The 22,445-nt window shown below is 72.1% G+C and carries 22 protein-coding genes and 1 riboswitch; of the genes, 11 read left to right on the forward strand and 11 right to left on the reverse strand.

The window, feature by feature from the left end; genetic code table 11:
- The first annotated feature begins 17 nt into the window (after positions 1 to 17).
- The 3 genes from AB0E98_RS20805 (at position 18) to AB0E98_RS20815 (ending at position 1,302) form a co-directional block, all read left to right on the forward strand.
- A complete protein-coding gene (locus tag AB0E98_RS20805; RefSeq protein ID WP_361704641.1) occupies positions 18 to 284 on the forward strand; it encodes a hypothetical protein in 267 nt (88 codons plus the stop codon).
- Positions 285 to 556: 272 nt separating this feature from the next.
- The gene (locus AB0E98_RS20810) at positions 557 to 1,150 is read left to right on the forward strand and encodes an ALF repeat-containing protein (protein WP_361704644.1); all 594 of its coding nucleotides are present in this window, start codon (positions 557 to 559) and stop codon (positions 1,148 to 1,150) included.
- Positions 1,147 to 1,302: an LAETG motif-containing sortase-dependent surface protein gene (locus AB0E98_RS20815; protein ID WP_361704647.1), complete on the forward strand. Its 156-nt coding sequence runs from the start codon at positions 1,147 to 1,149 to the stop codon at positions 1,300 to 1,302. Before AB0E98_RS20810 ends, AB0E98_RS20815 begins: the two co-directional genes overlap by 4 nt.
- A gap of 45 nt (positions 1,303 to 1,347) precedes the next feature.
- Here AB0E98_RS20815 and AB0E98_RS20820 read toward each other — a convergent pair whose 3' ends face one another.
- Positions 1,348 to 2,865: a SulP family inorganic anion transporter gene (locus tag AB0E98_RS20820; protein WP_361704649.1), complete on the reverse strand. Its 1,518-nt coding sequence runs from the start codon at positions 2,863 to 2,865 to the stop codon at positions 1,348 to 1,350.
- A gap of 134 nt (positions 2,866 to 2,999) precedes the next feature.
- On the reverse strand, positions 3,000 to 3,593 hold the full coding sequence (locus AB0E98_RS20825) for a carbonic anhydrase (RefSeq protein WP_361704651.1): 594 nt from the start codon (positions 3,591 to 3,593) through the stop codon (positions 3,000 to 3,002).
- A gap of 506 nt (positions 3,594 to 4,099) precedes the next feature.
- Between AB0E98_RS20825 and AB0E98_RS20830 the strand changes: the two genes are divergently transcribed.
- The 4 genes from AB0E98_RS20830 (at position 4,100) to AB0E98_RS20845 (ending at position 9,879) form a co-directional block, all read left to right on the forward strand.
- Positions 4,100 to 4,363: a DUF3311 domain-containing protein gene (locus AB0E98_RS20830; RefSeq protein WP_361704654.1), complete on the forward strand. Its 264-nt coding sequence runs from the start codon at positions 4,100 to 4,102 to the stop codon at positions 4,361 to 4,363.
- Entirely contained in the window at positions 4,360 to 5,991 is a 1,632-nt protein-coding gene (mctP, locus tag AB0E98_RS20835) for a monocarboxylate uptake permease MctP (protein ID WP_361704657.1), read from the forward strand. Before AB0E98_RS20830 ends, mctP begins: the two co-directional genes overlap by 4 nt.
- Positions 5,992 to 6,154: 163 nt before the next feature.
- A riboswitch (cobalamin riboswitch) is annotated at positions 6,155 to 6,299 on the forward strand.
- Between the two features lie 158 nt (positions 6,300 to 6,457).
- Entirely contained in the window at positions 6,458 to 8,863 is a 2,406-nt protein-coding gene (locus AB0E98_RS20840; RefSeq protein ID WP_361704660.1) for a ribonucleoside-diphosphate reductase subunit alpha, read from the forward strand.
- The gene (locus AB0E98_RS20845) at positions 8,863 to 9,879 is read left to right on the forward strand and encodes a ribonucleotide-diphosphate reductase subunit beta (protein ID WP_361704663.1); all 1,017 of its coding nucleotides are present in this window, start codon (positions 8,863 to 8,865) and stop codon (positions 9,877 to 9,879) included. The genes AB0E98_RS20840 and AB0E98_RS20845 overlap by 1 nt, the downstream gene beginning before the upstream one ends.
- 152 nt (positions 9,880 to 10,031) lie before the next feature.
- Here AB0E98_RS20845 and def read toward each other — a convergent pair whose 3' ends face one another.
- The 8 genes from def to AB0E98_RS20885 all read right to left on the reverse strand — a co-directional run bounded on the left by def (position 10,032) and on the right by AB0E98_RS20885 (position 18,029).
- On the reverse strand, positions 10,032 to 10,673 hold the full coding sequence (def, locus tag AB0E98_RS20850; RefSeq protein WP_361704665.1) for a peptide deformylase: 642 nt from the start codon (positions 10,671 to 10,673) through the stop codon (positions 10,032 to 10,034).
- A 91-nt stretch (positions 10,674 to 10,764) separates the two neighbouring features.
- The gene (locus tag AB0E98_RS20855; protein WP_229357584.1) at positions 10,765 to 11,757 is read right to left on the reverse strand and encodes a hypothetical protein; all 993 of its coding nucleotides are present in this window, start codon (positions 11,755 to 11,757) and stop codon (positions 10,765 to 10,767) included.
- A 234-nt stretch (positions 11,758 to 11,991) separates the two neighbouring features.
- On the reverse strand, positions 11,992 to 13,200 hold the full coding sequence (locus AB0E98_RS20860; RefSeq protein WP_361705260.1) for a metal-dependent phosphohydrolase: 1,209 nt from the start codon (positions 13,198 to 13,200) through the stop codon (positions 11,992 to 11,994).
- A 506-nt stretch (positions 13,201 to 13,706) separates the two neighbouring features.
- Complete coding sequence (locus AB0E98_RS20865; RefSeq protein WP_361704668.1) at positions 13,707 to 15,041, reverse strand: HD-GYP domain-containing protein; 1,335 nt, start codon at positions 15,039 to 15,041, stop codon at positions 13,707 to 13,709.
- 166 nt (positions 15,042 to 15,207) lie between these two features.
- Entirely contained in the window at positions 15,208 to 15,540 is a 333-nt protein-coding gene (gene rsrA / locus AB0E98_RS20870; RefSeq protein WP_361704671.1) for a mycothiol system anti-sigma-R factor, read from the reverse strand.
- Positions 15,537 to 16,382, reverse strand: a complete 846-nt coding sequence (locus AB0E98_RS20875) for a sigma-70 family RNA polymerase sigma factor (RefSeq protein ID WP_361704673.1) — start codon at positions 16,380 to 16,382, stop codon at positions 15,537 to 15,539. The genes rsrA and AB0E98_RS20875 overlap by 4 nt, the downstream gene beginning before the upstream one ends.
- 149 nt (positions 16,383 to 16,531) lie before the next feature.
- Positions 16,532 to 17,173 carry an alpha/beta family hydrolase gene (locus AB0E98_RS20880; protein WP_361704676.1) on the reverse strand — a complete coding sequence of 214 codons (642 nt, stop codon included), beginning with the start codon at positions 17,171 to 17,173 and terminating at the stop codon, positions 16,532 to 16,534.
- 25 nt (positions 17,174 to 17,198) lie between these two features.
- Positions 17,199 to 18,029 carry an SOS response-associated peptidase gene (locus tag AB0E98_RS20885; RefSeq protein WP_361704679.1) on the reverse strand — a complete coding sequence of 277 codons (831 nt, stop codon included), beginning with the start codon at positions 18,027 to 18,029 and terminating at the stop codon, positions 17,199 to 17,201.
- 41 nt (positions 18,030 to 18,070) lie between these two features.
- Here AB0E98_RS20885 and AB0E98_RS20890 point away from each other — a divergent pair, with 41 nt between their 5' ends.
- From AB0E98_RS20890 to AB0E98_RS20905, 4 genes are all read left to right on the forward strand, one after another.
- The gene (locus tag AB0E98_RS20890) at positions 18,071 to 18,835 is read left to right on the forward strand and encodes a M50 family metallopeptidase (RefSeq protein ID WP_361704681.1); all 765 of its coding nucleotides are present in this window, start codon (positions 18,071 to 18,073) and stop codon (positions 18,833 to 18,835) included.
- Positions 18,836 to 18,862: 27 nt separating this feature from the next.
- Positions 18,863 to 20,209: a 3-phosphoshikimate 1-carboxyvinyltransferase gene (gene aroA / locus AB0E98_RS20895; RefSeq protein ID WP_361704684.1), complete on the forward strand. Its 1,347-nt coding sequence runs from the start codon at positions 18,863 to 18,865 to the stop codon at positions 20,207 to 20,209.
- 16 nt (positions 20,210 to 20,225) lie between these two features.
- The gene (gene rsgA, locus AB0E98_RS20900) at positions 20,226 to 21,233 is read left to right on the forward strand and encodes a ribosome small subunit-dependent GTPase A (protein WP_361704687.1); all 1,008 of its coding nucleotides are present in this window, start codon (positions 20,226 to 20,228) and stop codon (positions 21,231 to 21,233) included.
- 113 nt (positions 21,234 to 21,346) lie between these two features.
- Complete coding sequence (locus tag AB0E98_RS20905) at positions 21,347 to 21,670, forward strand: multidrug efflux SMR transporter (protein WP_229354055.1); 324 nt, start codon at positions 21,347 to 21,349, stop codon at positions 21,668 to 21,670.
- Between the two features lie 37 nt (positions 21,671 to 21,707).
- Here the strand turns inward: AB0E98_RS20905 and AB0E98_RS20910 are convergent, their stop codons facing one another.
- Positions 21,708 to 22,325, reverse strand: a complete 618-nt coding sequence (locus AB0E98_RS20910) for a TetR/AcrR family transcriptional regulator (RefSeq protein ID WP_361704690.1) — start codon at positions 22,323 to 22,325, stop codon at positions 21,708 to 21,710.
- Positions 22,326 to 22,445: the final 120 nt, after the last annotated feature.

Below are 22,445 nucleotides of genomic sequence, written 5' to 3' on the forward strand. Positions count from 1 at the left end.
CGGTCACGAGGACAGCTATGGAGAACACGGACGACTTCGAGGACGTATGCCGCATCTGCGGCTACTCCGACGGTGAGTCCTTCCGCGAGGACGGATGGCCCGTCGGCACGATCTGCCATTGCTGTGGCACCGAGGCCGGCATCGGGGACAACGACCTCGAGCAGGTTCGCGAGATCCGCGAGCACTGGCTGCGCCATGGCGCGCAGTGGTGGCAGCCGAAGTCCAAGCCTGCAGACTGGGACCTGCAGAGACAACTGGCCAACGTGCTTCTGCAATGGCGTTGACCGGTACCCCCGAAGGCCTTGGCGAGCTTTCGGGGAGCTGGACGCCGGGGAACAGAGGACGCCAGTAGAAGGGGTGGGGCCGCACACGATCGTGTGCGGCCCCACACGCCTCTTCGGCCGAGAGCGCGGGCAAAATCACAGCCATGAGGCGGAGTTCCCCGAACCGAGTCCGACGGGCCCCTTCCCATCCCCGAAGCGATGACATGTCCAGTACGAGGAACTCCCGTGATCTTCTAGTCAAAAATGGGTGCATTCCCCCGTGAAGTCGGCCCGTGCTTCCGCAACCGTCGTCGCCGCTGCACTGGCTCCGGCCGTTCTCCTCTCCAGCTATTGCCGCTGATGTCACCACGCCTGCCGGGGCCTCCGCCCCCGACAAGGCCGCTGAGGTGAAGCCGGAAGAAGGCACCCACAAGAAGCAGATCGGGGACGACAAGTTCGCGATTCTGAAGATCCTCGGCGAAGAAAACATCGGCTGCGGTCTCAAGACGAGGGCCGAGAAGGCGCTCAACGACACCCCCGCGGATATGCACGGATTCCTCACCACCGGCCAGTACGCGGGCCGTGACGAGGACAACCGCTTCGCGATCCTCAGGATGCTCGGGATGGACAAGAACGTCGGTCCGGGCGTCCGGGAAGCCGCGAAGACGGCGCTCAAGGGAACGCCCGAGGATGTTCGGCGCTTCTTGGAGGTAGGTCAGTACGAGGCCCACGCCAAGGACGAGGCCGCCGAGAAGGAGGCCAAGGACAAGGAGAAGACGGCGCCGGGACCGGCGGTGACAAGGACGGCAAGCCGTCCACCGGCGATCGGGCGAAGCCGGAGAACGGCAGCGGCAGCGATGCCAAGCCGGCGGCCGACGTCGCCGTGAAGCCCACCGCGAAGGACACCGCCGCCGGCGGACAGATGGCCGCCACCGGCGCCGGCTCCTCGCTCCCCTGGGCCGTGGGCGGCAGCGCCGTCGCCCTCGCCGCCGGTGCGGGCATGCTCGTGACGGCGCGCCGTCGCCGCGCCACGAACTGAAGGCCGGGAGGGGGAGGGGCGGAGCACCGCCTCTCCCCCTTTCCCTTACGCGAGCTCCGGATGCCGTACCCGGACCGCCTCCGTCCCCTCCGTGTTGTGGCGTTCCGCCCACCCCTCCAGGGCCGTGCGGCACGCGTGGTCCAGGTGGCGGACCGCTGACAGGTCGAGTTCGACCGGGCGGTTCTGCGGGAGGGCCTCCAGGGTTTCCAGCAGGCGCGGGAGGCGCAGGAAGGTGGCGTGACCCGTGATCGTCACGACCACGCGGCCGCCGGTGAGTTCGCGGGTCTCGACGTGGACGTGGGAGACCTCCCACGCCGTCTTGACCACCGCCAGCAGCAGCCCCAGCACCACACCCTCGAACATGCTGGTCGTCACGATCGCGATCGCCGTGGCCGCCAGCACCAGCGCCTCGCCGCGGTGCCCCCGCCACAGCGGCGGCAGCTCCCGGACCGGCACCAGCTTGCAGCCCGCGTGGACGAGGACGCCCGCCAGCGCGGCCAGCGGGATGACGCCGATCGCGGCGGGCAGTGCGACGGCGAAAATCAGCAGCCACAGGCCGTGGAGAACGCGGGAGAGCGATGTCCTGGCGCCCGCTTGGACGTTGGCGGCGCTGCGGACGATGACGGCGGTCATGGGGAGGGCGCCCAGGAAGCCGCAGAGCGTGTTGCCCACGCCCTGGGCCAGGAGCTCCTTGTCGTAGTGGGTGCGCGGGCCCTGGTGCATCCGGTCGACCGCGGCGGCGCTGAAGAGGGATTCCGCCGAGGCGATGAGGGTGAAGGCCAGGACCGTGCCGAGGACGGCGACGCTGCCGAGGGAGGTGAGGTCGTTGAGGCCCGGGGGCTGGATGGCGTCGGCGAGGCCCTTGACCTCGACACGAGCGATGTCCAGGCCGGCGACCGCGGTGACCGTCGTGGCCAGGGTGACGGCCACCAGCGGGGCGGGGACGAGCCGGGCCTTCCCGGGGAGTTTCTTCCACAGGACGAGGACGGCGATGGTGCCCGCGCCCACCGCACACGCGGTCAGCCGGCCGCGGTCGGTCACGGCGTCCATGGCGAGACCCGGCAGGCCCGTGATCTTCGCGAGGCCCGAGCCCGGCTGCCGGGCGCCGGTCATGGTGTAGAGCTGGCCGAGGACGAGGACCAGCCCGATGCCCGCGAGCATGCCCTGGACGACCGCGACGGATATCGCGCGGAACCAGCGGCCGAAGCGCAGCGCCCCCAGGGCCAGTTGGAGCACACCCGTCGCCAGCACGATGGCGCCCAGGGCGCCCAGGCCGAACTCCTTCACCGCCTCGAAGACGAGGACGGTCAGCCCGGCGGCCGGGCCGCTGACCTGGAAGGTGCTGCCCGGCAGGGCGCCGACGGCCAGGCCGCCGACGATGCCGGTGATCAGGCCGAGTTCGGCGGGGACACCCGAGGCGACGGCCACGCCGACGCACAGCGGGAGGGCCACCAGGAAGACGACCAGGGAGGCGAGGGCGTCCTGGCGCAGCGCGCCCGGTCCGCCCGTATCAGATTTACCTGCTTTACCGGAGGAAGTGAGGGTTTTGAGGGTGGAGAGCATGAACGTGGGGGTTCCTTGTAGGTCGCTCGCGGCGCGGGCGAGGGATATCCCCGCCCGCCCACGCGAAGAAGTCCGCTTGCCTTGCTTGCGTCGTGGCAGCGCCCGTCACGGCGCCCGATCGGCGCCCGGCCGTCTCAGAGGGGCCCGAACGTACAGCTGTCCCCACCGGGTCGGTGCGCACGGACCGCACCCGTGTGGACCTCGTAGTACCAGGCGTGGAGGGAGAGCAGCCCTTCCTCGACGCGTTCGCGGACGCACGGGTAGGTGCGCAGCCGGTCGAGCTGGGCCACGGCGTGCCGCTGGACCGCGTCGGCGAGATCGGCACCGAAGGACGAACCGGCCGCCTGTGTCGCGAGCCAGTCGCGGACGGCGGGGGCGGCGGAGAGGTCGTCGCCCTGGACGAGGGCGCCGATCGCGCCGCAGTGGGAGTGGCCGCAGACGACGATGTCGCGGACGCCGAGCACGCGTACCGCGTACTCGATGGTGGCGGTCTCGCCCATGGGGCGGCCGCCGCCGTACTCAGGAACGATGTTGCCGGCGGTGCGGAGTTCGAAGAGCTCCCCGGGCCGGGCGCCGGTGATGAGCGAGGGGACGACGCGCGAGTCGGAGCAGGTGATGAACAGCGCCTCCGGCGACTGGCCGGCTTGGAGGGCACGGAAGCTCTCGGCGCGTTCGGAGTCCGCGACGTGGGCCGCGAAGGAACGGGCGTGGGCTATGAGCGACTTCATGATGGGCCTGCCTCCTGCGCCCGTGACGCGTGTGGGGACGCGCCGGGCACGGTGTGGTCGGGTCGGATCAAGAGCGGGGGACACCGGGGGACCCGGCGTCCGGATGCGGCGCGCCGGGGCCACTGCTTCGGGGCACACCGGCTGCCGAGGCCCGATTCTGCCCGGCCGCCGCGACAAACACTTTACCTGCGCATTACCCGTCGATGACAGATCGAAGTTTCGTCAAATACTGGACAACCCTGGCCCGCGCAAGGCGACTTGACGCCACATGTACACGGCCCGCCACCAACCACCATCCGGACGATGGGATTCCGCCCACACCCCTGCTGGTGTTGCCATTCCGATATCCGGAAAGGGGGTGACGCCCGGAGGCACCCTCACCTAGATTTCCAGCGCATTACGGCAAGTGATCGCACAGGGGACGGAGTCACCGCATGTCGGAACCACCCGAGCATCCACCCGGCCGCGCGGCCGCACAAGCCGCCGCGGACGGCCATAAACCACTCTTGACCGTACGCAACCCGGTCTTGACCGTCCCGCTGATCGTCGCGGGAGTATGCCTCGCCATCCCCTTCGTGGCGATGCTCTGGGTGGACTCCTACGCCAGACTCACCCCGGCCCTCATCGGCATCCCCTTCTTCTACTGGTACCAGATGCTGTGGGTGCTGCTGTCCACCCTCCTCACTGTCATCGCCTACGTCATCGTGCGTCGGCGTGAGGAGACGGCTCGGCGCGAGCCCTCACGCGGCGCGGAAGGGAGCGTGCGATGAAGGACGGCGTGAACGGCGTGGCACTCGCCGTATTCCTCTTCTTCTTCGTCGTCGTCACCGTCATGGGCTTCCTCGCCGCCCGGTGGCGAAGGGCCGAGAACTCCGACAACCTCGACGAATGGGGCCTGGGCGGCCGCTCCTTCGGCACCTGGGTCACCTGGTTCCTGCTGGGCGGCGACCTCTACACCGCCTATACGTTCGTGGCGGTGCCGGCGGCGATCTACGCGGCGGGCGCGGCCGGCTTCTTCGCCGTGCCGTACACGATCATCACCTACCCGCTGGTCTTCACCTTCCTGCCCCGCCTGTGGTCGGTGGCGCACAAGCACGGCTATGTGACGTCGTCGGACTTCGTCCGGGGCCGGTTCGGCTCCCGGGGCCTCTCCCTCGCCCTCGCGGTGACCGGGATCCTGGCCACGATGCCGTACATCGCGCTGCAACTGGTCGGCATCCAGGCGGTGCTCGACGTCATGGGCGTCGGCGGCGGCGAGAACGCCAACTGGTTCGTCAAGGACCTGCCGCTCCTCATCGCCTTCGGCGTGCTCGCGGCCTACACCTACTCCGCCGGGCTGCGCGCGCCCGCGCTGATCGCCTTCGTCAAGGACGCGCTGATCTACATCGTGATCATCGTGGCGATCATCTACATACCGATCAAACTGGGCGGCTTCGAGCACATCTTCAGCAAGGCCGGCGAGGCGTTCGCGACCGAGAATCCCGCTACCGGAAAACCCCGGGGGTCACTGATCCCGGGAGCGGAGACGCAGTGGGCGTACGCGACGCTGGCGCTCGGTTCGGCGATGGCGCTCTTCCTCTATCCGCACTCGGTGACGGCGGTCCTCTCCAGCAGGAGCCGCAACGTCATCCGCAGGAACACCACCATCCTTCCCCTCTACTCCCTGATGCTGGGCCTGCTGGCGATGCTCGGCTTCATGGCCATAGCCGCCGGGGTGAAGGTGAAGAACGGCCAGCTGGCGATCCCCCAGCTCTTCGAGGACATGTTCCCGGACTGGTTCACCGGGGTGGCCTTCGCCGCGATCGGCATCGGCGCGCTCGTACCGGCGGCCATCATGTCGATCGCCGCCGCAAATCTCTTCACCCGCAACATCTACAAGGACTTCCTCAAACCGGACGCCTCGCCCGAACACGAGGCGAAGGTGTCCAAGCTCGCGTCCTTGCTGGTCAAGGTCGGCGCGCTCGTTTTCGTCCTCACCATGGACAAAACGGTCGCCATCAATTTCCAGCTGCTGGGTGGCATCTGGATCCTCCAGACCGTGCCCGCGCTCGTCGGCGGGCTCTTCACCCGCTGGCCCCACCGCTGGGCGCTGCTCGCGGGCTGGGCGGCCGGCATGGCGTACGGGACGTGGCGGGCGTACGCCACACCGAGCGCCACCCAGGATCACTTCGGGAACACCAACCTCATCCCCTTTATTGGAGAAAAGGGATATATCGGGCTTACCGCCTTTATCCTTAACGTGATCGTCGTCATCGTCGCGACGGTCGTCCTCAAGGCACTGAAGGTGCCCGACGGCGAGGACCGGACCCGGCCCTCGGACTACACGGCCGACGCCGGTGACCCGGGGGTCCGCGCGGACCTCCCGCCGGCCACCGCAGGAGCCCCCGGCGGGCACTGACTCGCCGCCCCCGGGACCACCGCCCGGAGGCCCTCCGGAGGGCCGCCACATCCCCGTCCAGGGGGCGTGGCGGCCCTCTTCTCTTGCCGTGCCAGGGACGCCCGTTAGCACATTCCGCGACCGTCTCATGACGCGACGACACAACATGTGGGGGCGCGTGCGAGACCCGGCACTAGATGTATGCTCGTCTCCGCTGTCGTCGCAGGGGAATCCGGTGGAAATCCGGAACTGTCCCGCAACGGTGTATGTGTGCGCATATACCCAGCGCACCTGAAGTCCGACGACCTGCCGACAGCGCGCCCACCACCGAGCCTGCCCCGGCTCGGTCATGGGCGTTGAATTCGTCCGGGCCTCGCGGGTTGGGCCGATGGACGCCTACGAGGCATGCCCTGGTGCAAGTGGCATGCGCGTGCGCGCCCCATCGCTCTCCCGCCCGGCCCACCCAGCCGAGCGAGGGAGAGCCTCAGTGACCATCGCGCCCGCAGATCCGGTTTCAGCTCCGGTCTCAGCGAATGCGGAAGCGACCGGCGGCCCCGGGACCGCGCTCCTGCGCACCCTGACCGACCTCACCGCCAACCTTCCGGCCACCGACCCGGGCAAGGTCGCCGCCGCCGCGCTGCGCGGCCGCAGCGCCGCCGCGGACGACGCCGAGCTGCGCTCCCTCGCCACCGAGGCCGCCGCCGGCCTGATCTCGGAGGAGCCGGAGTACTCCAAGCTCGCCGCGCGCCTGCTCACCCTGGCCATCGCCGACGAGGCGGCCGGCCAGGGCGCCACCTCCTTCTCCGCCTCGGTCGAGGTCGGGCACCGCGAGGGGCTCATCGCCGACGACACGGCCGCCTTCGTGCGCACCCACGCCGCACGCCTGGACGCCCTCGTCGAGGCCGCCCTGACCGACGGCGCGGACGACCGCTTCGGCTACTTCGGCCTGCGCACCCTGCACAGCCGCTACCTGCTGCGCCACCCGATCCACCGCGACGTGATCGAGACCCCGCAGCACTTCCTGCTGCGCGTGGCCTGCGGTCTCGCCGAGGACCACTCGGAGCGGGCCCTGGACGACGTCGCGGAGCTGTACCGGCTGACGAGCACCCTCTCGTACCTGCCGTCCTCCCCGACGCTGTTCAACTCCGGCACCCGCCACCCGCAGATGTCGTCCTGCTACCTGCTGGACTCCCCGCTGGACGAGCTGGACTCCATCTACGACCGCTACCACCAGGTGGCGCGTCTGTCGAAGCACGCGGGCGGCATCGGCCTGTCGTACTCGCGCATCCGCTCGCGCGGCTCGCTGATCCGGGGCACCAACGGTCACTCCAACGGCATCGTGCCGTTCCTGCGCACCCTCGACGCCTCCGTCGCCGCCGTCAACCAGGGCGGCCGCCGCAAGGGCGCGGCCTGTGTCTACCTGGAGACCTGGCACGCCGACATCGAGGAGTTCCTGGAGCTCCGCGACAACACCGGTGAGGAGGCCCGCCGCACCCACAACCTCAACATCGCGCACTGGATCCCGGACGAGTTCATGCGCCGCGTCGAGACGGACGCGGACTGGTCGCTCTTCTCCCCCGCCGACACCCCGGACCTGGTCGACCTCTACGGCGACGAGTTCGACGCCGCGTACCGCAAGTACGAGGCCGAGGGCAAGGCCGTCAAGACCATCCCGGCGCGCGTGCTCTACGCCCGGATGATGCGCACCCTCGCGCAGACCGGCAACGGCTGGATGACCTTCAAGGACGCCGCCAACCGCACGGCCAACCAGACGGCCGAGAAGGGCGCGGTCGTCCACTCCTCGAACCTCTGCACCGAGATCCTCGAGGTCACGAACGACGGCGAGACCGCGGTCTGCAACCTGGGCTCGGTCAACCTCGCGCAGCACCTCGGTGCCGACGGCGAGATGGACTGGGAGAAGCTCGACCGTACGGTCCGCACGGCCGTCACCTTCCTCGACCGCGTCGTGGACATCAACTTCTACCCGACCGAGCAGGCCGGCAGCTCCAACAGCCGCTGGCGCCCGGTGGGCCTGGGCCTGATGGGTCTCCAGGACGTCTTCTTCCGGCTGCGTCTGGCCTTCGACTCGGCCGAGGCGAAGGAGCTGTCCACCAAGATCTCCGAGCGGATCATGCTGGCGGCGTACGAGGCCTCCGCGGACCTCGCCGAGCGCCACGGCCCCCACCCGGCCTGGGCCGCGACCCGCACCGCCCGCGGTGTGCTCCACCCGGACCACTACCCCAACGCCGTCGCCGCGTGGGAGGACCGCTGGGAGGCGCTGCGCGCCCGCATCGGCCAGGTCGGCATGCGCAACTCGCTGCTGCTCGCCATCGCCCCGACGGCGACCATCGCCTCCATCGCCGGCGTCTACGAGTGCATCGAGCCGCAGGTCTCCAACCTGTTCAAGCGCGAGACGCTCTCGGGTGAGTTCCTCCAGGTCAACACCTACCTGGTGGAGGACCTCAAGAAGCTCGGCGTGTGGGACCGCGCCACCCGCGAGGCCATGACCGAGGCCAACGGCTCCGTCCAGGACATGAAGTGGATCCCGCAGGAGGTCCGCGACCTGTACCGCACGGCCTGGGAGATCCCGCAGCGCGCCCTGATCGACATGGCCGCGGCCCGTACGCCGTACCTGGACCAGAGCCAGTCGCTGAACCTGTTCATGGCCTCGCCGACCATCGGCAAGCTCAGCTCGATGTACGCGTACGCCTGGAAGCAGGGCATCAAGACGACGTACTACCTGCGTTCCCGCCCGGCCACCCGGATCGCCCGCGCCGCGTCCGGCGGTGCCGCCGCGACCGCCGCGACCATCCCGGTGCAGCAGGTCGCGCCCGACGAGGACGCCATCGCCTGCTCCCTTGAGAACCCCGAGTCCTGCGAGGCATGCCAGTAATGTCCATCGAACGCCAGAAGAACCTGCTCGACCCCGGCTTCGAGCTGACGCTGCGCCCCATGCGGTACCCGGACTTCTACGACCGCTACCGCGACGCGATCAAGAACACCTGGACCGTCGAGGAGGTCGACCTCCACTCGGACGTCGCCGACCTCGCCAAGCTGACCCCGGGTGAGCAGCACATGATCGGCCGCCTGGTCGCGTTCTTCGCGACCGGTGACTCGATCGTGGCGAACAACCTCGTGCTGACGCTGTACAAGCACATCAACTCGCCCGAGGCGCGCCTCTACCTGTCGCGGCAGCTGTTCGAGGAGGCCGTGCACGTCCAGTTCTATCTGACGCTGCTCGACACCTACCTGCCCGACCCGGACGACCGCGCCGCGGCGTTCGACGCGGTGGAGAACATCCCCTCCATCCGCGAGAAGGCGCAGTTCTGCTTCAAGTGGATCAACGAGGTCGAGAAGATCGACCGTCTGGAGACGAAGGCCGACCGCCGTCGCTTCCTGCTCAACCTGATCTGCTTCGCGGCCTGCATCGAGGGCCTGTTCTTCTACGGCGCCTTCGCCTACGTGTACTGGTTCCGCAGCCGCGGCCTGCTGCACGGCCTGGCGACCGGCACCAACTGGGTCTTCCGCGACGAGACCATGCACATGAACTTCGCGTTCGAGGTCGTGGACACCGTCCGCCAGGAGGAGCCGGAGCTCTTCGACGACGAGCTCCAGCAGCAGGTCACCGACATGCTGAAGGAGGCCGTCGAGGCCGAGCTCCAGTTCGGCCGCGACCTGTGCGGTGACGGCCTGCCGGGCATGAATACCGAGTCCATGCGCGAGTACCTCCAGTGCGTCGCCGACCAGCGCCTCCAGCGCTTGGGCTTCGCCCCGGTCTTCGGCTCGGAGAACCCTTTCTCCTTCATGGAGCTCCAGAACGTCCAGGAGCTGACCAACTTCTTCGAGCGCCGCGCGTCCGCGTACCAGGTGGCGGTCGAGGGCACGGTCGGTTTCGACGAGGAGTTCTAAGCCCCGTAAGGGGCGCGGGGCTGCACCTTACGGGGGCAGCCCCCGGACCCCCGGGCGCGACCGGCCACGGCCGGTCCGCGGTTGCCACTGAACGACCATGACGAAGGGCCCGTACGGAAACATTCCGTACGGGCCCTTCGCCGTGCTGCAGGTCAGTCGTTGGCGACGACCGGATACCGCGGCGTACCCTCCGCCATCTGGCCAAGCGCGTCCTTGCGGTCCCGCTTCGACAGGCGGTCGATGTACAGGTAGCCGTACAGGTGGTCCGTCTCGTGCTGGAGGCAGCGGGCGAAGTAGCCCGTGCCCTCGACGGCGATCGGGTTGCCGTGCATGTCCTGACCGCGCACGACGGCGTAGTCGGGGCGGGCGAGGGCGGCGTAGGCCGTCGGCACGGACAGGCAGCCCTCGTTGGACTCGTCCAGGACACGGCGGTCGGCCGGCAGGTCGTCCAGGACGGGGTTGATGACGTGGCCGACGTGGCGGACGCCCTCGTCGTCGGGGCAGTCGTAGACGAAGACCTTGAGGTCGACGCCGATCTGGTTGGCGGCCAGGCCGACGCCCTCGGCGGTGCGCTGGCTGGCGAACATGTCGTCGATCAGCTGCGCGAGCTTCTCGTCGAACTCGGTGACGTCCTGGCACTCCTTGTGCAGGACCGGGTTGCCGACGACGGTGATCGGACGGGAGGTGCCCCGCTCGCGGTGCGCGAGCTCGCGCTCCTCGCAGTCCTCGGTGTCCACGATGAACTCGCTCTTCGGCTCGTCGTTCACCGACTGCTCAGTGTCTTGCTGCGACATCTCCGCCGTACGCCTCTCTCACAACCCGAAAGCAATATCTTGCCCTGAACCCATAGGGCCCCATACAGGGTACGGGGGCCGGGGCGCGAGCTCAGCAGACCTCTTCGAGATCCCGCCACTCGCGGGTGTCGGGGCTGTCGGCGACCCAGCCGTCCAGCAGGCCGCGCACCAGGCCGGGCGGGGCCGCGATGCCGCACTCGCGCTCGGGCACCCACAGGGACCCGGAGCCGGAGCCGGCCGTGCGGTGGCCGAGGGGGCCGGGGTGGCCGGGCTCGCTGTGGTCGTGGGGGTCGAGGTGCTCGCCGTCGCCCTCGTCACTGGGCATCCGGCTCTCCGAGCACGTACGGCACAGCAGCCGCACGGAGGAGGACCAGTCCTCGGCGGCGAAGCCCGCGTCGGCCGCGAGCCGCTCCAGGGCGTCCCGGTCGGCCTCGGTGGCGGCCTCCAGCAGTACGACCCAGGTGGGGACGGGCGAGGGGGCCCACAGCTCGATCTCGTCGAAGACCGGGTAGGCGGGCCCTGCGGCGGTGACGCGCTCGCCGTGCGGGACGCCGTCGTGCAGCACGACCTCGCCCCAGCGGCGGCCGGAGGACGGCAGCGGGATGGAGAGCACCTCGATGCGCGCCGGATCGAGCCGGCGGCCCCAGACGACCTCGGCCTCGCCCTCCGGGGAAAGGCGCACGGCCGCGCTGCCCAGCTCCATGCCGGCCGGCTCACCGGCCGGGCCGCCCTCGCCGGGCACCTTGAGCCCGTAGGCCTGCCAGGCGCGGCGGGCCAGCGGCCAGTCCTGGAGGGCGGTGGCGGCGATGCCCACGTTCCACCAGTCCGGGGCGCCGGCCTCGCGGTCGAGCAGGGCCACCGCGCGCAGGCCGGCGGCGCGGGCCTGCTCCCAGTCGTGCCGGAACTTGTGCAGCAGGGCGAGGTTGAACCACGACTCGGAGAGCCAGGGCTCCATGTCGGCGGCCCGCGTCAGCAGCGCGCCCGCGTCCTCGTACCGGCCGTCGCCGATGAGCGTGAAGGCACGGTCGGTGGCCTGCCGCCACGAGGCGGAAGGCCGGTGCCGTACCCTGCCGAAGATCCTCACGATTCCCGCCTGCCGGTTTCTGCGTGTTCCGCGTGCGACCACGCCGGATGGACCGGGTGGCGACCGCCGTCCTCCCCGACGACTGCCCGCCACACCCCATGGGTTCCGGGGAGCACTGCCGCCCTCACCGTCTCCTTGCCGACGACGGCGCGCATGACACCCCCCGATTTCCGCGTTCTCGCCATTCTCTTTGTCTTCTTCGCATCCAACCATGCCCTTCCGGACGCCCGCTCATTACCCGTGGGTTCGGCGGGCTAGTCCCGGTTCGCCCGCACTCCCGCGAGTGCGGTGGTGCGGGCCGCCGCGCGCGAGCACCCTCGCGAGCGCCTCCACGACCCGGGGCTCGTGGTCGTGCGCGGTGGCCAGGCGCAGCCGCTCCAGCGCGCGCAGCGGACCGCACGCCGGGTCGCCGGCGAGGTCGTCGTAGGCGTTGACCGTCCGGACGATACGGGCGGTGAGCGGCTGGTCCCGGTATGGATCCGCCTGGCGCTCGACCACCAGTGCGACTTCTGGCGGTACGCCGGTCTGCCGGACCACGGCGCCGCCCAGCAGGGCGATCCGGCGGCGCTCCTCGGCGGGCAGCGGCTCGGTGGCGCCGGCGGGCACGGGTTCGAGGAGGGAGAGCTGGCCGATGTCGTGCATCAGCGCGGCCTCCTCGACGACGCCGAGGCCGGCCGCGGACAGGCCCAGTTCCCGGCCGACGGCCCGGCCGAGCGTCGCCACGCGGCGGGCGTGCCCGGCGGGGGTGTAGCCGGCGATCTCGGTGGCGCGGGCGAGGGAGGCGACGGTCTGCCGGCGGGTGGCCCGTACCGCCTCGTAGCGGTGCACGGACAGCTGGGTGACCAGCAGCGGCAGGCAGAACACGGGCAGCGCCCAGAGGCCGGCGACGGCCACGGCCAGCGCCAGTACGACGCCGGTGGCGCCGATCGCCGAGCCGATGCCGGGCAGGGCGCGCAGCTCCTCGCGGAGGGCCGGGCCGTACGGACCGCCGGTGCGGGCGCGGGTCAGGGCGGCCGCCAGGACGGCGTCGCACAGGGCGGTGAGGGCGAGGAGGAGGAGCAGGAACAGGGGGTAGTACGGGCTGTGGGCGAACCGGGGGCCGAGGGCGCCGGAGGCGTGGAGGGGCTGGAAGCAGAGGGCGGCGAACCCGGCGCCCAGCACGCGGCGGGCGAGCCGGTCCAGCGCGGGGGGCCGGCCGACGGCTCCCGCGAGGGTCGCGCCCAGCACGACGGCCACGACCTGCGCCGCGCCGTGCGAGGCGGGTTCGCCGCCGATCTCGCCGAGCAGCGCGTACGCGAGGGTTCCGGCCGATCCGACGGGCGCGGTCTCGCGCACCCCGCCGGCCCCGCCCGGCCGCCGCCGCGCGGCCTCCCCCAGCGCGATGAGCGCCCCATAGGCGAGAGCCACCCGCGGCTGCGCGACCCCCCACCACGCGGTCCACACGAGCGCCCCGAGCGCGGCGCCCCCGGCGAGCGCGTGCACACCCCGCACGACCGGCACGGCGCGGCGTGCGGGGCGCCCCCCGGGCCGGCGGCCGGGTCGGGCCGGGCGGGTGGTCCGCGCGGGGTGCCCGTCCCGGTCGCGGGGCGACGGCCCGCCTCCCGGGACGGCCCCCGACACCTGCCGCGCACGCGGCAGTGCCCGTGCGGGGTGTCCGTCCTGGCCACCGGGGACCGACCCGCCGCCAGGCACAGGTCCTGGCGCCTGCCCTGCCCCTGGCAGGCCCGGCGCCGCGCGTCCCTCCCTGCCGTCACCGGACGTCGGCGCGCCACTGGGCGCCGTGTCCGGCGTCTGCCCCGCCCCTGGGCGGCCCCGTGCCGCGCGCCCGTCCCGGTCGCGGGGCACCGATGCGCCCGCGGGCCCCGCGCCCGCCCCCCGGCGTGCCCCCGGTACGACCCCCTCCGCAGGGGCCGTCGGGCGCGGCCCCCGGCCCCCGGGGTGGGCTGGCGTCATGCCGGGCCGCCCGGGTGCGCGAAGCCCGCCGCAGGCGAGGTCGCAGGCGAACGGTGATCAACAGGGACGTTTCGGCTGGGCGGAATGATGTCTTCCGGGCAGCGTTCCCGAGGGCTCGCGGGGCGCCAGCCGTGGCGGTCGAGGGCGCGGGAGAGGGCGGCGACCATGCGGGGGTCGAAGTGGGAGCCCGAGCAGCGGTGGAGCTCGGCCAGGGCCACCGGGACGGGGCGGGCGCGGCTGTAGCTGCGGGTGGAGGTCATCGCGTCGAAGGCGTCCGCCACGGCCACCACCCGGGCGAACTCCGGGATCTGATGCCCCATCAGGCCATAGGGGTAGCCGCTGCCGTCCAGGCGCTCGTGGTGGTGGAGGATCGCGTCCCGCGCCTCGTCGAGGAAGCCGATGCCGCGCACCATCTCGTGCCCGTACTCGGGGTGGAGCTCGATGACGCGGCGCTCCTCCGCGGTGAGCGGGCCGTCCTTGCGGAGCAGCCGGGTGGGGACGCCGAGCTTGCCGACGTCGTGGAGGGTGCCGGCGAAGCGGACGGCCTCCAGGCGGTCGCCGGCGATGCCCAGCTCCCGGGCGATCAGCACGGACGCGCGGCCGACGCGCTCGCTGTGGCCGCGCGTGTAGCGGTCCTTGAGGTCGACGGCCTGGACCAGCGCCCGGACCGTCGCCTGGTGCGCGGCGCGCTCACGGCGGCAGCGGTCCAGGACCCAGGAGGAGACGGACATGGGGAGCAGCACCAGCAGGGCCGCCACGGGCCCGTACGCGCTGTGCCACAGGAGCGCCGTCATCAGGCCCGTCGGCCCGTGGAGCAGCGGCGGCACCACCGCCCCCGGCAGCGGCGCGCCCCAGGCCGCGCGCGGGGAGCGGCCCTCGGCGGCGACCAGGACGCCGCCGTCGAGCGCGGTGACGACCAGGGCGAGCGTCAGCGCCGCGGCGAGCGCGGGCAGCAGGGCGTAGGGAAGGCCGGACGCCGGGGCGCCCAGCCCGTGGACGAAGGAGGCCGCACTCGCGGCGAGGGAGAACTGCGCCGCGTGCCACAGCCGCCGCACCCACACGGGCCGCCGGCCGACCCGCCCCAGGAGCGCGCCGGGCACGGCCACCAGCCCGGCGGCCCCGGGCGGCAGCAGAAAGGCCCCGGCGAGCAGCACGGGCACGGTCAGTGGGCAGCGCGGCAGCCGCTCGGAGACGACGCAGAGGCCCGCGAGGAGCGCGACCGCTCCCCAGGGCACGGCCGAGGCGTCCCGCACGGCGGGCACGGCGCACAGCGCGGCGGCGAGCACGGCCCCCGCGATGTACACGCGAGCCGCCGCCGGAAGTGCCCCCATGGCGCGTCCTCCCCGACCCTTGGACCTGGCGTCTGGATGGGGAGAATAGGCTCAGCCGAGCCGGGAAAACCGCCCCGTTGGTATTGCGCCGTCCGTTCGGGTGACGTTCCCGGGTGCGGTGGTTTGGATCAACGGCGTCGGCCTACCGCCGACGCCGGACCGGTGGTCAGTCCTGCCGCCCGGCGGCCTCCGCGGCCTCGGCCGCCCGTGCCTCGGCGACCACGTCCTGCTCCGGCACGGCCTCCCCGGCACGGATCAGCTCGATCCGGCCCATGACCTTGGAGCGGAGGTCGGCCGGCACGTCGTCGTGGCCGCAGCAGCGCTTGACGAGCTTCTTCACGGCCTGTTCCAGCCCGTACTTCTCCAGGCAGGGCGAGCACTCGTCGATGTGCACCTCGAACTCGGCGCACTTGCCGTCGGGCATCTCGTGATCGAGGAACTCGTAGAGATGGTCGAGGACTTCAGAGCAGTCCGTCTCGTGCGGGTCTCCGCAGCTCATGAGTCCGACCCTTTCCGGTTGTGCGACGCGTCGGCCCCGTTCGGCGCGGGGGCGGCACCGGCCGGGACCAGTCCGCGCTCACGGGCGTAGTCCTCCAGCATGCCGCGCAGCTGACGACGGCCGCGGTGCAGCCGGGACATCACCGTGCCGATGGGGGTACCCATGATGTCCGCGATCTCCTTGTACGCAAAGCCCTCGACGTCCGCCAGGTAGACCGCGATGCGGAACTCCTCCGGAATGGCCTGGAGGGCCTCCTTGACATCGGAGTCGGGGAGGTGGTCGAGCGCCTGGGACTCGGCGGAGCGCAGCCCGGTCGACATGTGCGACTCGGCACGCGCGAGCTGCCAGTCCTCGATCTCCTCCGACGCGCTGCGCAGCGGCTCGCGCTGCTTCTTGCGGTAGGAGTTGATGAACGTGTTGGTCAGGATGCGGTACAGCCAGGCCTTGAGGTTGGTGCCGTCACGGAACTGGTGGAAGGACGCGTAGGCCTTGGCGTACGTCTCCTGCACCAGGTCCTCGGCGTCGGCGGCGTTGCGCGTCATGCGCAGCGCGGCCGAGTACATCTGGTCGAGGAAGGTCAGGGCGTCGCGCTCGAAGCGGGCATTGCGCTCCGCCGTGGTCTCGGCGTCCCGCCCGCTCGCGGTGTTCTCCGCGTCGGTCCCAGCGACCGGACCCACCTCCTCCAACACCATGGCGGCGCCCTTGTCGGACCCGCTCGAATCGGAGAATAGACGACGATCCGGTCCGCCCGCCGCTCCAGCCACGGCCGGATCCGCCATGCTCATGACCGCCCATCCCGGGTCGGCCGTGAGCGGGCGGGACGGGCATGCGATCGAACCCATGCGGGGAGCTCCCATTCCTTCGTCTGTGCCGGTACCTGACTACAGACCGCACAACAGCCCGCTCCCGTGGATCATTCCCGGCGGTAGGAAACTTCTCCGGAAGATCCTCAAGATCCTCGGAAGGCCCTCGGTTCGCCCTCGGAAGGCCCTCAGATCGCCTTGAGCCACATCCCCACGGCATCGGTGATCACGGCCAGGGCCTCCGTCTGGGTGATGTCCGCCTTCTTGGGCACCGCGAAGCCGTGGTCCCCGGCCGGTACCGTCACCGGCTCGGTGCCCGGCGGGAACTCCTCCGGCCGGCCGAAGGGGTCGCGGGCGCCCTGCACCACGAGCGTGGGCAGGCCCGCGCCGGTCAGCTCGTCGGCCCGGGACCTCTCCGGCTTGCCCGGCGGGTGGAGCGGGAAGCTCAGCGCGAGCACGGCCGCCGCGCCCAGCTCCGCGGCCGTCCGGCACGCCACCCGGGCCCCCGCGCTGCGGCCGCCCGCCACGACGGGCAGCCCGGGGGCGGCGAGCGCGGGCCACAGCGCCCGCCATGCCTCGTCGAGCGCCTTGGGCGCCGGGGCCACCTTCTTGCCGGCCACCCGCCAGGGCTGCTCGACGAGGGCCACGGTGACCCCGCCCAGGGGCAGGGCGGCGGCGAGCGCCCGGAGGTCACGGGCCTCCACTCCCCCGCCCGCGCCATGGCCCAGGGCGAGCACGAGGCGGGCGTCCGGCGCGAGGTACCAGTGGACGCGGGCGTCCCCGGCGGGGGTCGGCACGTCCTGCGCGGTCTCAGCGATCTTTGTCGTCACCGCTCCATCCTGCCGCCCCGCCCCCTCAGAACAGCGTCGACTCCTCCGGCGCAGCCAGCTCGGTCAGCAGCTCGGGACCGTTGTTGCGGACGTCGCTGACCGCCGTGGCGACCGGGTACGCCCGGACGAGCCCGGGAGGCGGGGGCGCCAGCAGCGCCCGCAGCTCCTCCGGGTCCGTACGGGCGGGATCCAGCCAGGCCTCCCACCGGTCGGGAGTGAGCAGCAGCGGCATCCGCGGATGGATCTCCGCCAACGAGCGGGGCCCCGGTTCGGCGGAAACGGAGGGTGTCGCCATGGCGAACGGCTCCGTTTCCGCCTCGGTGGTTATCACCGAGCAGGTCGCCCACCACGCCTGCGGATGGTCCGGCGGCAGCGTCGGGTCGCGCCAGAACTCGTACACCCCGGCCATCGCCATCACCGAGCCGTCGACGGGCGTGACGAAGTACGGCTGCTTCCGGGTGCGCTTGCGGCGCCCCTTCTCCTCCAGCTCGCGCTCCTGCGCGCCGGTGACCCACTCGTAGTAGCCGTCCGCCGGGAGCAGACAGCGCCGGGACTCGAAGGCCCGCCGGAAGGACGGCTTCTCGTGGACCGTCTCCGACCGGGCGTTGATCATCTTCGCCGCGCCCTCCGGCGTCTTCGCCCACGACGGCACCAGCCCCCACCGCAGCGCCCGCAGCTGGCGAACCGGACGCCGGTCCGCTGCGTCTTTCAGAGGACGTTCGAGCACCGCGTACACGCTCTTCGTCGGCGCCACGTTCCAGTCCGGAGCCAGCGTCTCCTCCGGTACCCACTTCTCCACCTCGAAGAGCCCGGCCAGGTCCTCCGGCCGCCGACTCGCCGCATATCGCCCGCACATGGGTGTCACACTGCCACGAAGACGCTAGGAGCGGCTCACAGATGGACAGCAGCACCACCGCCACCGACCTGTGGAACCGCGTGGTCGGCACCCAGCCCCACCCCTCGCTCTGGCTGGTTCTCGCCACCGGCGTCATAGCCCTCGCCGCTGTCACCCCCTACGGCGTCTGGCGCGTCACCCGCAACGCGATCACCATCGCCCACGAGGGCGGCCACGCGATCGTCGCCCTGCTCAGCGGGCGCCGGCTGGACGGCATCCGGCTGCACTCCGACACCTCGGGGCTGACCGTCTCCCGGGGCCGGCCGACCGGGCTCGGCATGATCCTCACCGCGGCGGCCGGCTATCCGGCCCCGTCCCTGCTGGGCCTGGCCGGGGCCGCCCTGCTGGCGGCCGGGCACACCACCGCACTCCTGTGGGGCGCGGCGGCGCTGCTCGCCGCGATGCTGGTGATGATCCGCAACGCCTACGGGGCGCTGACCGTCGTGCTCTCGGGAGCCGCGTTCGTCCTGGTGTCCTGGCTGGCAGGGCCGCAGGTGCAGGCGGCGTTCGCCTACGGGGTCGTGTGGTTCCTGCTGCTGGGCGGCGTCCGGCCGGCCTTCGAGCTCCAGCGCAAGCGGAAACGGTGGGGCGGCGCGACAGCGCCTCGATCAGGGGTGGTGGCCGGGTGGCGGGCGGGAGCCCCCGACTCCGACGCGGACCAGCTGGCACGGCTGACGCACGTCCCCCCGGTGGTGTGGCTGGGCCTCTTCCACGTCGTTTCCCTGTGCTCCCTGACCGGGGGAGGCCGCTGGCTGCTCGGACGGTGACCGGCGGCGAACCACTAAGGTGAGGGCATGACCGAGAGCCCCGTGCACACCGACCTCTGGCCCGCCCCCGTCGCGAACGGGGCCGTCGACGCGACCGTCACCGTGCCCGGATCGAAGTCCGTCACCAACCGTGCCCTGGTACTGGCCGCTCTCGCCGCCGAGCCCGGCTGGGTGCGCCGCCCGCTGCGCTCGCGCGACACCGTCCTCATGGCCGACGCGCTGCGCGCCATGGGCGTCGGCATCGAGGAGGGCGTGGGCCCGGACGGCACCGGAGAGGCCTGGCGCGTGATCCCCGCCCGGCTGCACGGCCCGGCCGAGGTCCTGGTGGGCAACGCCGGCACCGTCATGCGCTTCCTGCCGCCCGTCGCGGCCCTCGCCGACGGCCCGGTCCGCTTCGACGGCGACCCCCGCAGCTACGAGCGTCCCCTGCACGGCGTGATCGACGCGCTGCGCGCGCTGGGCGCCCGCATCGACGACAACGACCGCGGCGCCCTGCCGCTGACCGTGCACGGCTCCGGCGCCCTGGACGGCGGCCCGGTGGAGATCGACGCCTCCTCGTCCTCGCAGTTCGTCAGCGCGCTGCTGCTGTCGGGTCCGCGCTTCAACCAGGGCGTCGAGGTCCGGCACATGGGCGCGTCCCTGCCGTCGCTGCCGCACATCCGGATGACCGTGGACATGCTGCGCGCGGCCGGTGCCCAGGTCGACACCCCGGAGTCCGGCGGCGAGGCGAACGTCTGGCGGGTCTCCCCCAGCGCCCTCCTCGGCCGTGACCTGGTCGTCGAGCCGGACCTGTCCAACGCCGCGCCGTTCCTGGCCGCCGCCCTGATCACCGGTGGCCGGGTCACCATTCCGGACTGGCCCGAGCGCACCACCCAGCCCGGCGACTCCCTCCGGGAGATCTTCACCGCCATGGGCGGCCGCTGCGAGCTCACCGACGCCGGCCTGACCTTCACCGGCACCGGCCGGATCACCGGCATCGACGCCGACCTCCACGACGTCGGCGAGCTCACGCCCGTGATCGCCGCGGTCGCCGCGCTGGCCGACTCCGAGTCCGTCCTGCGGGGCATCGCCCATCTCCGGCTGCACGAGACCGACCGTCTCGCCGCCCTGGCCAAGGAGATCAACGAGCTCGGCGGCGACGTCACCGAGACCGAGGACGGCCTGCGCATCCGCCCGCGCCCGCTGCACGGCGGCGTCTTCCACACCTACGAGGACCACCGGCTGGCCACCGCGGCCGCCGTCATCGGCCTCGCCGTCGAGGGCGTCCAGGTGGAGAACGTGGCCACCACCGCCAAGACCCTGCCCGACTTCCCGGAGCTGTGGACCGGGATGCTCGGATCCGTCGCGGGGGCGACGACGGCGCCGAGAAGCTGAGAGACCTGGAAGCACGATGCGCCGCTACGGCAAGCACACCGACGAGGACGACGTCCGCGTCCGCCCCAACCGCAAGGGCAACCGCCCCCGCACCAGCATCCGGCCCAAGCACGAGGACGCCGCCGAGGGCCTCGTCCTCACCGTCGACCGCGGCCGGCTGACCGTCCTGGTCGAGGACCGGAAGATCACCGCGATGAAGGCCCGCGAGCTGGGCCGCAAGAGCGCCGTCGTCGGGGACCGGGTCGCCGTCGTCGGCGACCTCAGCGGCGCCAAGGACACCCTCGCCCGGATCGTGCGCGTCGAGGAGCGCAGCTCCGTGCTGCGCCGGACGGCCGACGACGACGACCCGTACGAGCGAGTGGTCGTCGCCAACGCCGACCAGCTGGCGATCGTCACCGCCCTGGCCGACCCCGAGCCGCGCCCGCGCCTGATCGACCGCTGCCTGGTGGCGGCGTACGACGCCGGGCTGGAGCCGCTGCTGGTGCTCACCAAGTCGGACCTGGCGTCCGCCGAGACGCTGATGGAGTCCTACGGCTCGCTGGGCGTGCCCTATGTGGTGACCAACCGCGAGGAGCTGGCGAACGGGGACGCCGCCGACCGGGTCCGCGAGCAGCTCGCGGGGCGCGTCACCGCGTTCGTCGGGCACTCCGGCGTCGGGAAGACGACGCTGGTCAACGCGCTCGTACCGGAGCGGCAGCGGGCCACCGGCCATGTCAACCGGGTCACCGGCCGGGGCCGGCACACCACCACCTCGGCGCTGGCCCTGCCGCTGCCCGACGGCTCCGGCTGGGTGATCGACACCCCGGGCGTACGGTCCTTCGGGCTGCACCACGTGGACCCGGCGCGGGTCATCCACGCCTTCCCGGACCTGGAGCCCGGCACCGAGGGCTGCCCCCGCGCGTGCAGCCACGACGAGCAGGACTGCGCGCTGGACCAGTGGGTGGCCGACGGCCACGCCGACCCCCAGCGGCTGTACTCCCTGCGGCGGCTGCTGGCGACCCGGGAGCGCCGCGAGGGCGACTGACCGACCGCGTTCGCGATCGCCCACGTTTGCGAGTTGCCTCCAGCGGCAAGGGCATGCAAGGACAGCAGAGCACCGGTGCGCACGGGGCGGTCCGCGGAACGGGAGGCAATCTGATGGCGTGGCTGCTGGTCGTCGTCGCCGGAATCCTGGAAACCGGCTTCGCCGTCTGTCTCAAGCTCTCGCACGGTTTCACCCGGCTGTGGCCCACGATCGCGTTCGCGGCCTTCGCCCTCGGCAGCTTCGGCCTGCTGACGCTCTCGCTGAAGAAGCTGGACGTGGGCCCGGCCTACGCCGTGTGGACGGGCATCGGCGCGGCCGGGACGGCGATCTACGGCATGGTCTTCCTGGACGACCTGGTCTCCACCCTCAAGATCGTCTCCATCTCCCTGGTGATCGTCGGGGTGATCGGGCTCCAGTTGTCCGGCTCCTCGCACTGAGCACGGCCGGTCCCGCTGAGCACGGCCGGTCCCGCGCTCACCCCTCGGCCAGCAGCGCCCGGACCAGCCCGGCGACCTCCGTCGCGGCCTCCTCGTCCGAGGCGGCCGGGGCGATGACGTACGAGAGGGTCAGCCGGACCGCCGCCTCGCAGGAGCGCGACACGACGTCGGGAGGCAGGCCGGGCGCGTCGGCGTCCACGACACCGGCCACGCTGTCGCGGATCCGTTCGACCAGGGCGCCCGGCGCGAGCGCGCCCCTGGGCGGTCGCGCCTCGCGCCCGGCGCGGGGCGCCGGTACGGACGGCGCGGCGGCGGGCGGCAGCCGGTCGCCGCGGCAGCCGGTGAGCGCGGCGCGGACGAAGGGGTTCGCCCGGGCCGTCCGGAGCGTCCACAGGGCCGCGGCGGCGCAGCGGTCCCCGGCGTCGGCGGTGTCCGGCGCGGCGGCGAGGGAGTGTTCCACCCCGGCGAGGAACGTCTCGGCCTCCCGGCGCACCAGGGCGCGCGCGAGGCCGTCCTTGCTGCCGAACTCGTTGTAGAGGGTCTGCCGGGAGACCCCGGCGGCGGCCGCGACGTCGACCATCCGGACCCCGTGCCAGGGGCGGGTGGTGAGCGCCGTGAAGGCCGCGTCCAGCAAGAGCTCTCGTGCCGCGGGCATCGTCGCCTCCCCGGCCGTACGGCCGCACGACAGTGGATGGCCAGGGCACAGAATTGACGCGCCGCCGGACGGTGTCAAGAGCCTTCACAGGTCGCGCCGCGCACGCCCCGGCCGTGGCCA

This window comes from Streptomyces sp. NPDC037389 (assembly GCF_040636475.1).
Classification (GTDB): Bacteria; Actinomycetota; Actinomycetes; order Streptomycetales; family Streptomycetaceae; genus Streptomyces; species Streptomyces hesseae.

Excerpts from the sequence above, each read along its gene's own strand:
- AB0E98_RS20805 (WP_361704641.1), top strand. The coding sequence starts at position 18 with ATGGAGAACACGGACGACTTCGAGGACGTATGCCGCATCTGCGGCTAC.
- AB0E98_RS20820 (WP_361704649.1), bottom strand. The coding sequence starts at position 2,865 with ATGCTCTCCACCCTCAAAACCCTCACTTCCTCCGGTAAAGCAGGTAAA.
- AB0E98_RS20825 (WP_361704651.1), bottom strand. The coding sequence starts at position 3,593 with ATGAAGTCGCTCATAGCCCACGCCCGTTCCTTCGCGGCCCACGTCGCG.
- mctP (WP_361704657.1), top strand. The coding sequence starts at position 4,360 with ATGAAGGACGGCGTGAACGGCGTGGCACTCGCCGTATTCCTCTTCTTC.
- AB0E98_RS20845 (WP_361704663.1), top strand. The coding sequence starts at position 8,863 with ATGTCCATCGAACGCCAGAAGAACCTGCTCGACCCCGGCTTCGAGCTG.
- def (WP_361704665.1), bottom strand. The coding sequence starts at position 10,673 with ATGTCGCAGCAAGACACTGAGCAGTCGGTGAACGACGAGCCGAAGAGC.
- AB0E98_RS20865 (WP_361704668.1), bottom strand. The coding sequence starts at position 15,041 with ATGGGGGCACTTCCGGCGGCGGCTCGCGTGTACATCGCGGGGGCCGTG.
- rsrA (WP_361704671.1), bottom strand. The coding sequence starts at position 15,540 with ATGAGCTGCGGAGACCCGCACGAGACGGACTGCTCTGAAGTCCTCGAC.
- AB0E98_RS20875 (WP_361704673.1), bottom strand. The coding sequence starts at position 16,382 with ATGGGTTCGATCGCATGCCCGTCCCGCCCGCTCACGGCCGACCCGGGA.
- AB0E98_RS20885 (WP_361704679.1), bottom strand. The coding sequence starts at position 18,029 with ATGTGCGGGCGATATGCGGCGAGTCGGCGGCCGGAGGACCTGGCCGGG.
- AB0E98_RS20890 (WP_361704681.1), top strand. The coding sequence starts at position 18,071 with ATGGACAGCAGCACCACCGCCACCGACCTGTGGAACCGCGTGGTCGGC.
- aroA (WP_361704684.1), top strand. The coding sequence starts at position 18,863 with ATGACCGAGAGCCCCGTGCACACCGACCTCTGGCCCGCCCCCGTCGCG.
- rsgA (WP_361704687.1), top strand. The coding sequence starts at position 20,226 with ATGCGCCGCTACGGCAAGCACACCGACGAGGACGACGTCCGCGTCCGC.
- AB0E98_RS20905 (WP_229354055.1), top strand. The coding sequence starts at position 21,347 with ATGGCGTGGCTGCTGGTCGTCGTCGCCGGAATCCTGGAAACCGGCTTC.
- AB0E98_RS20910 (WP_361704690.1), bottom strand. The coding sequence starts at position 22,325 with ATGCCCGCGGCACGAGAGCTCTTGCTGGACGCGGCCTTCACGGCGCTC.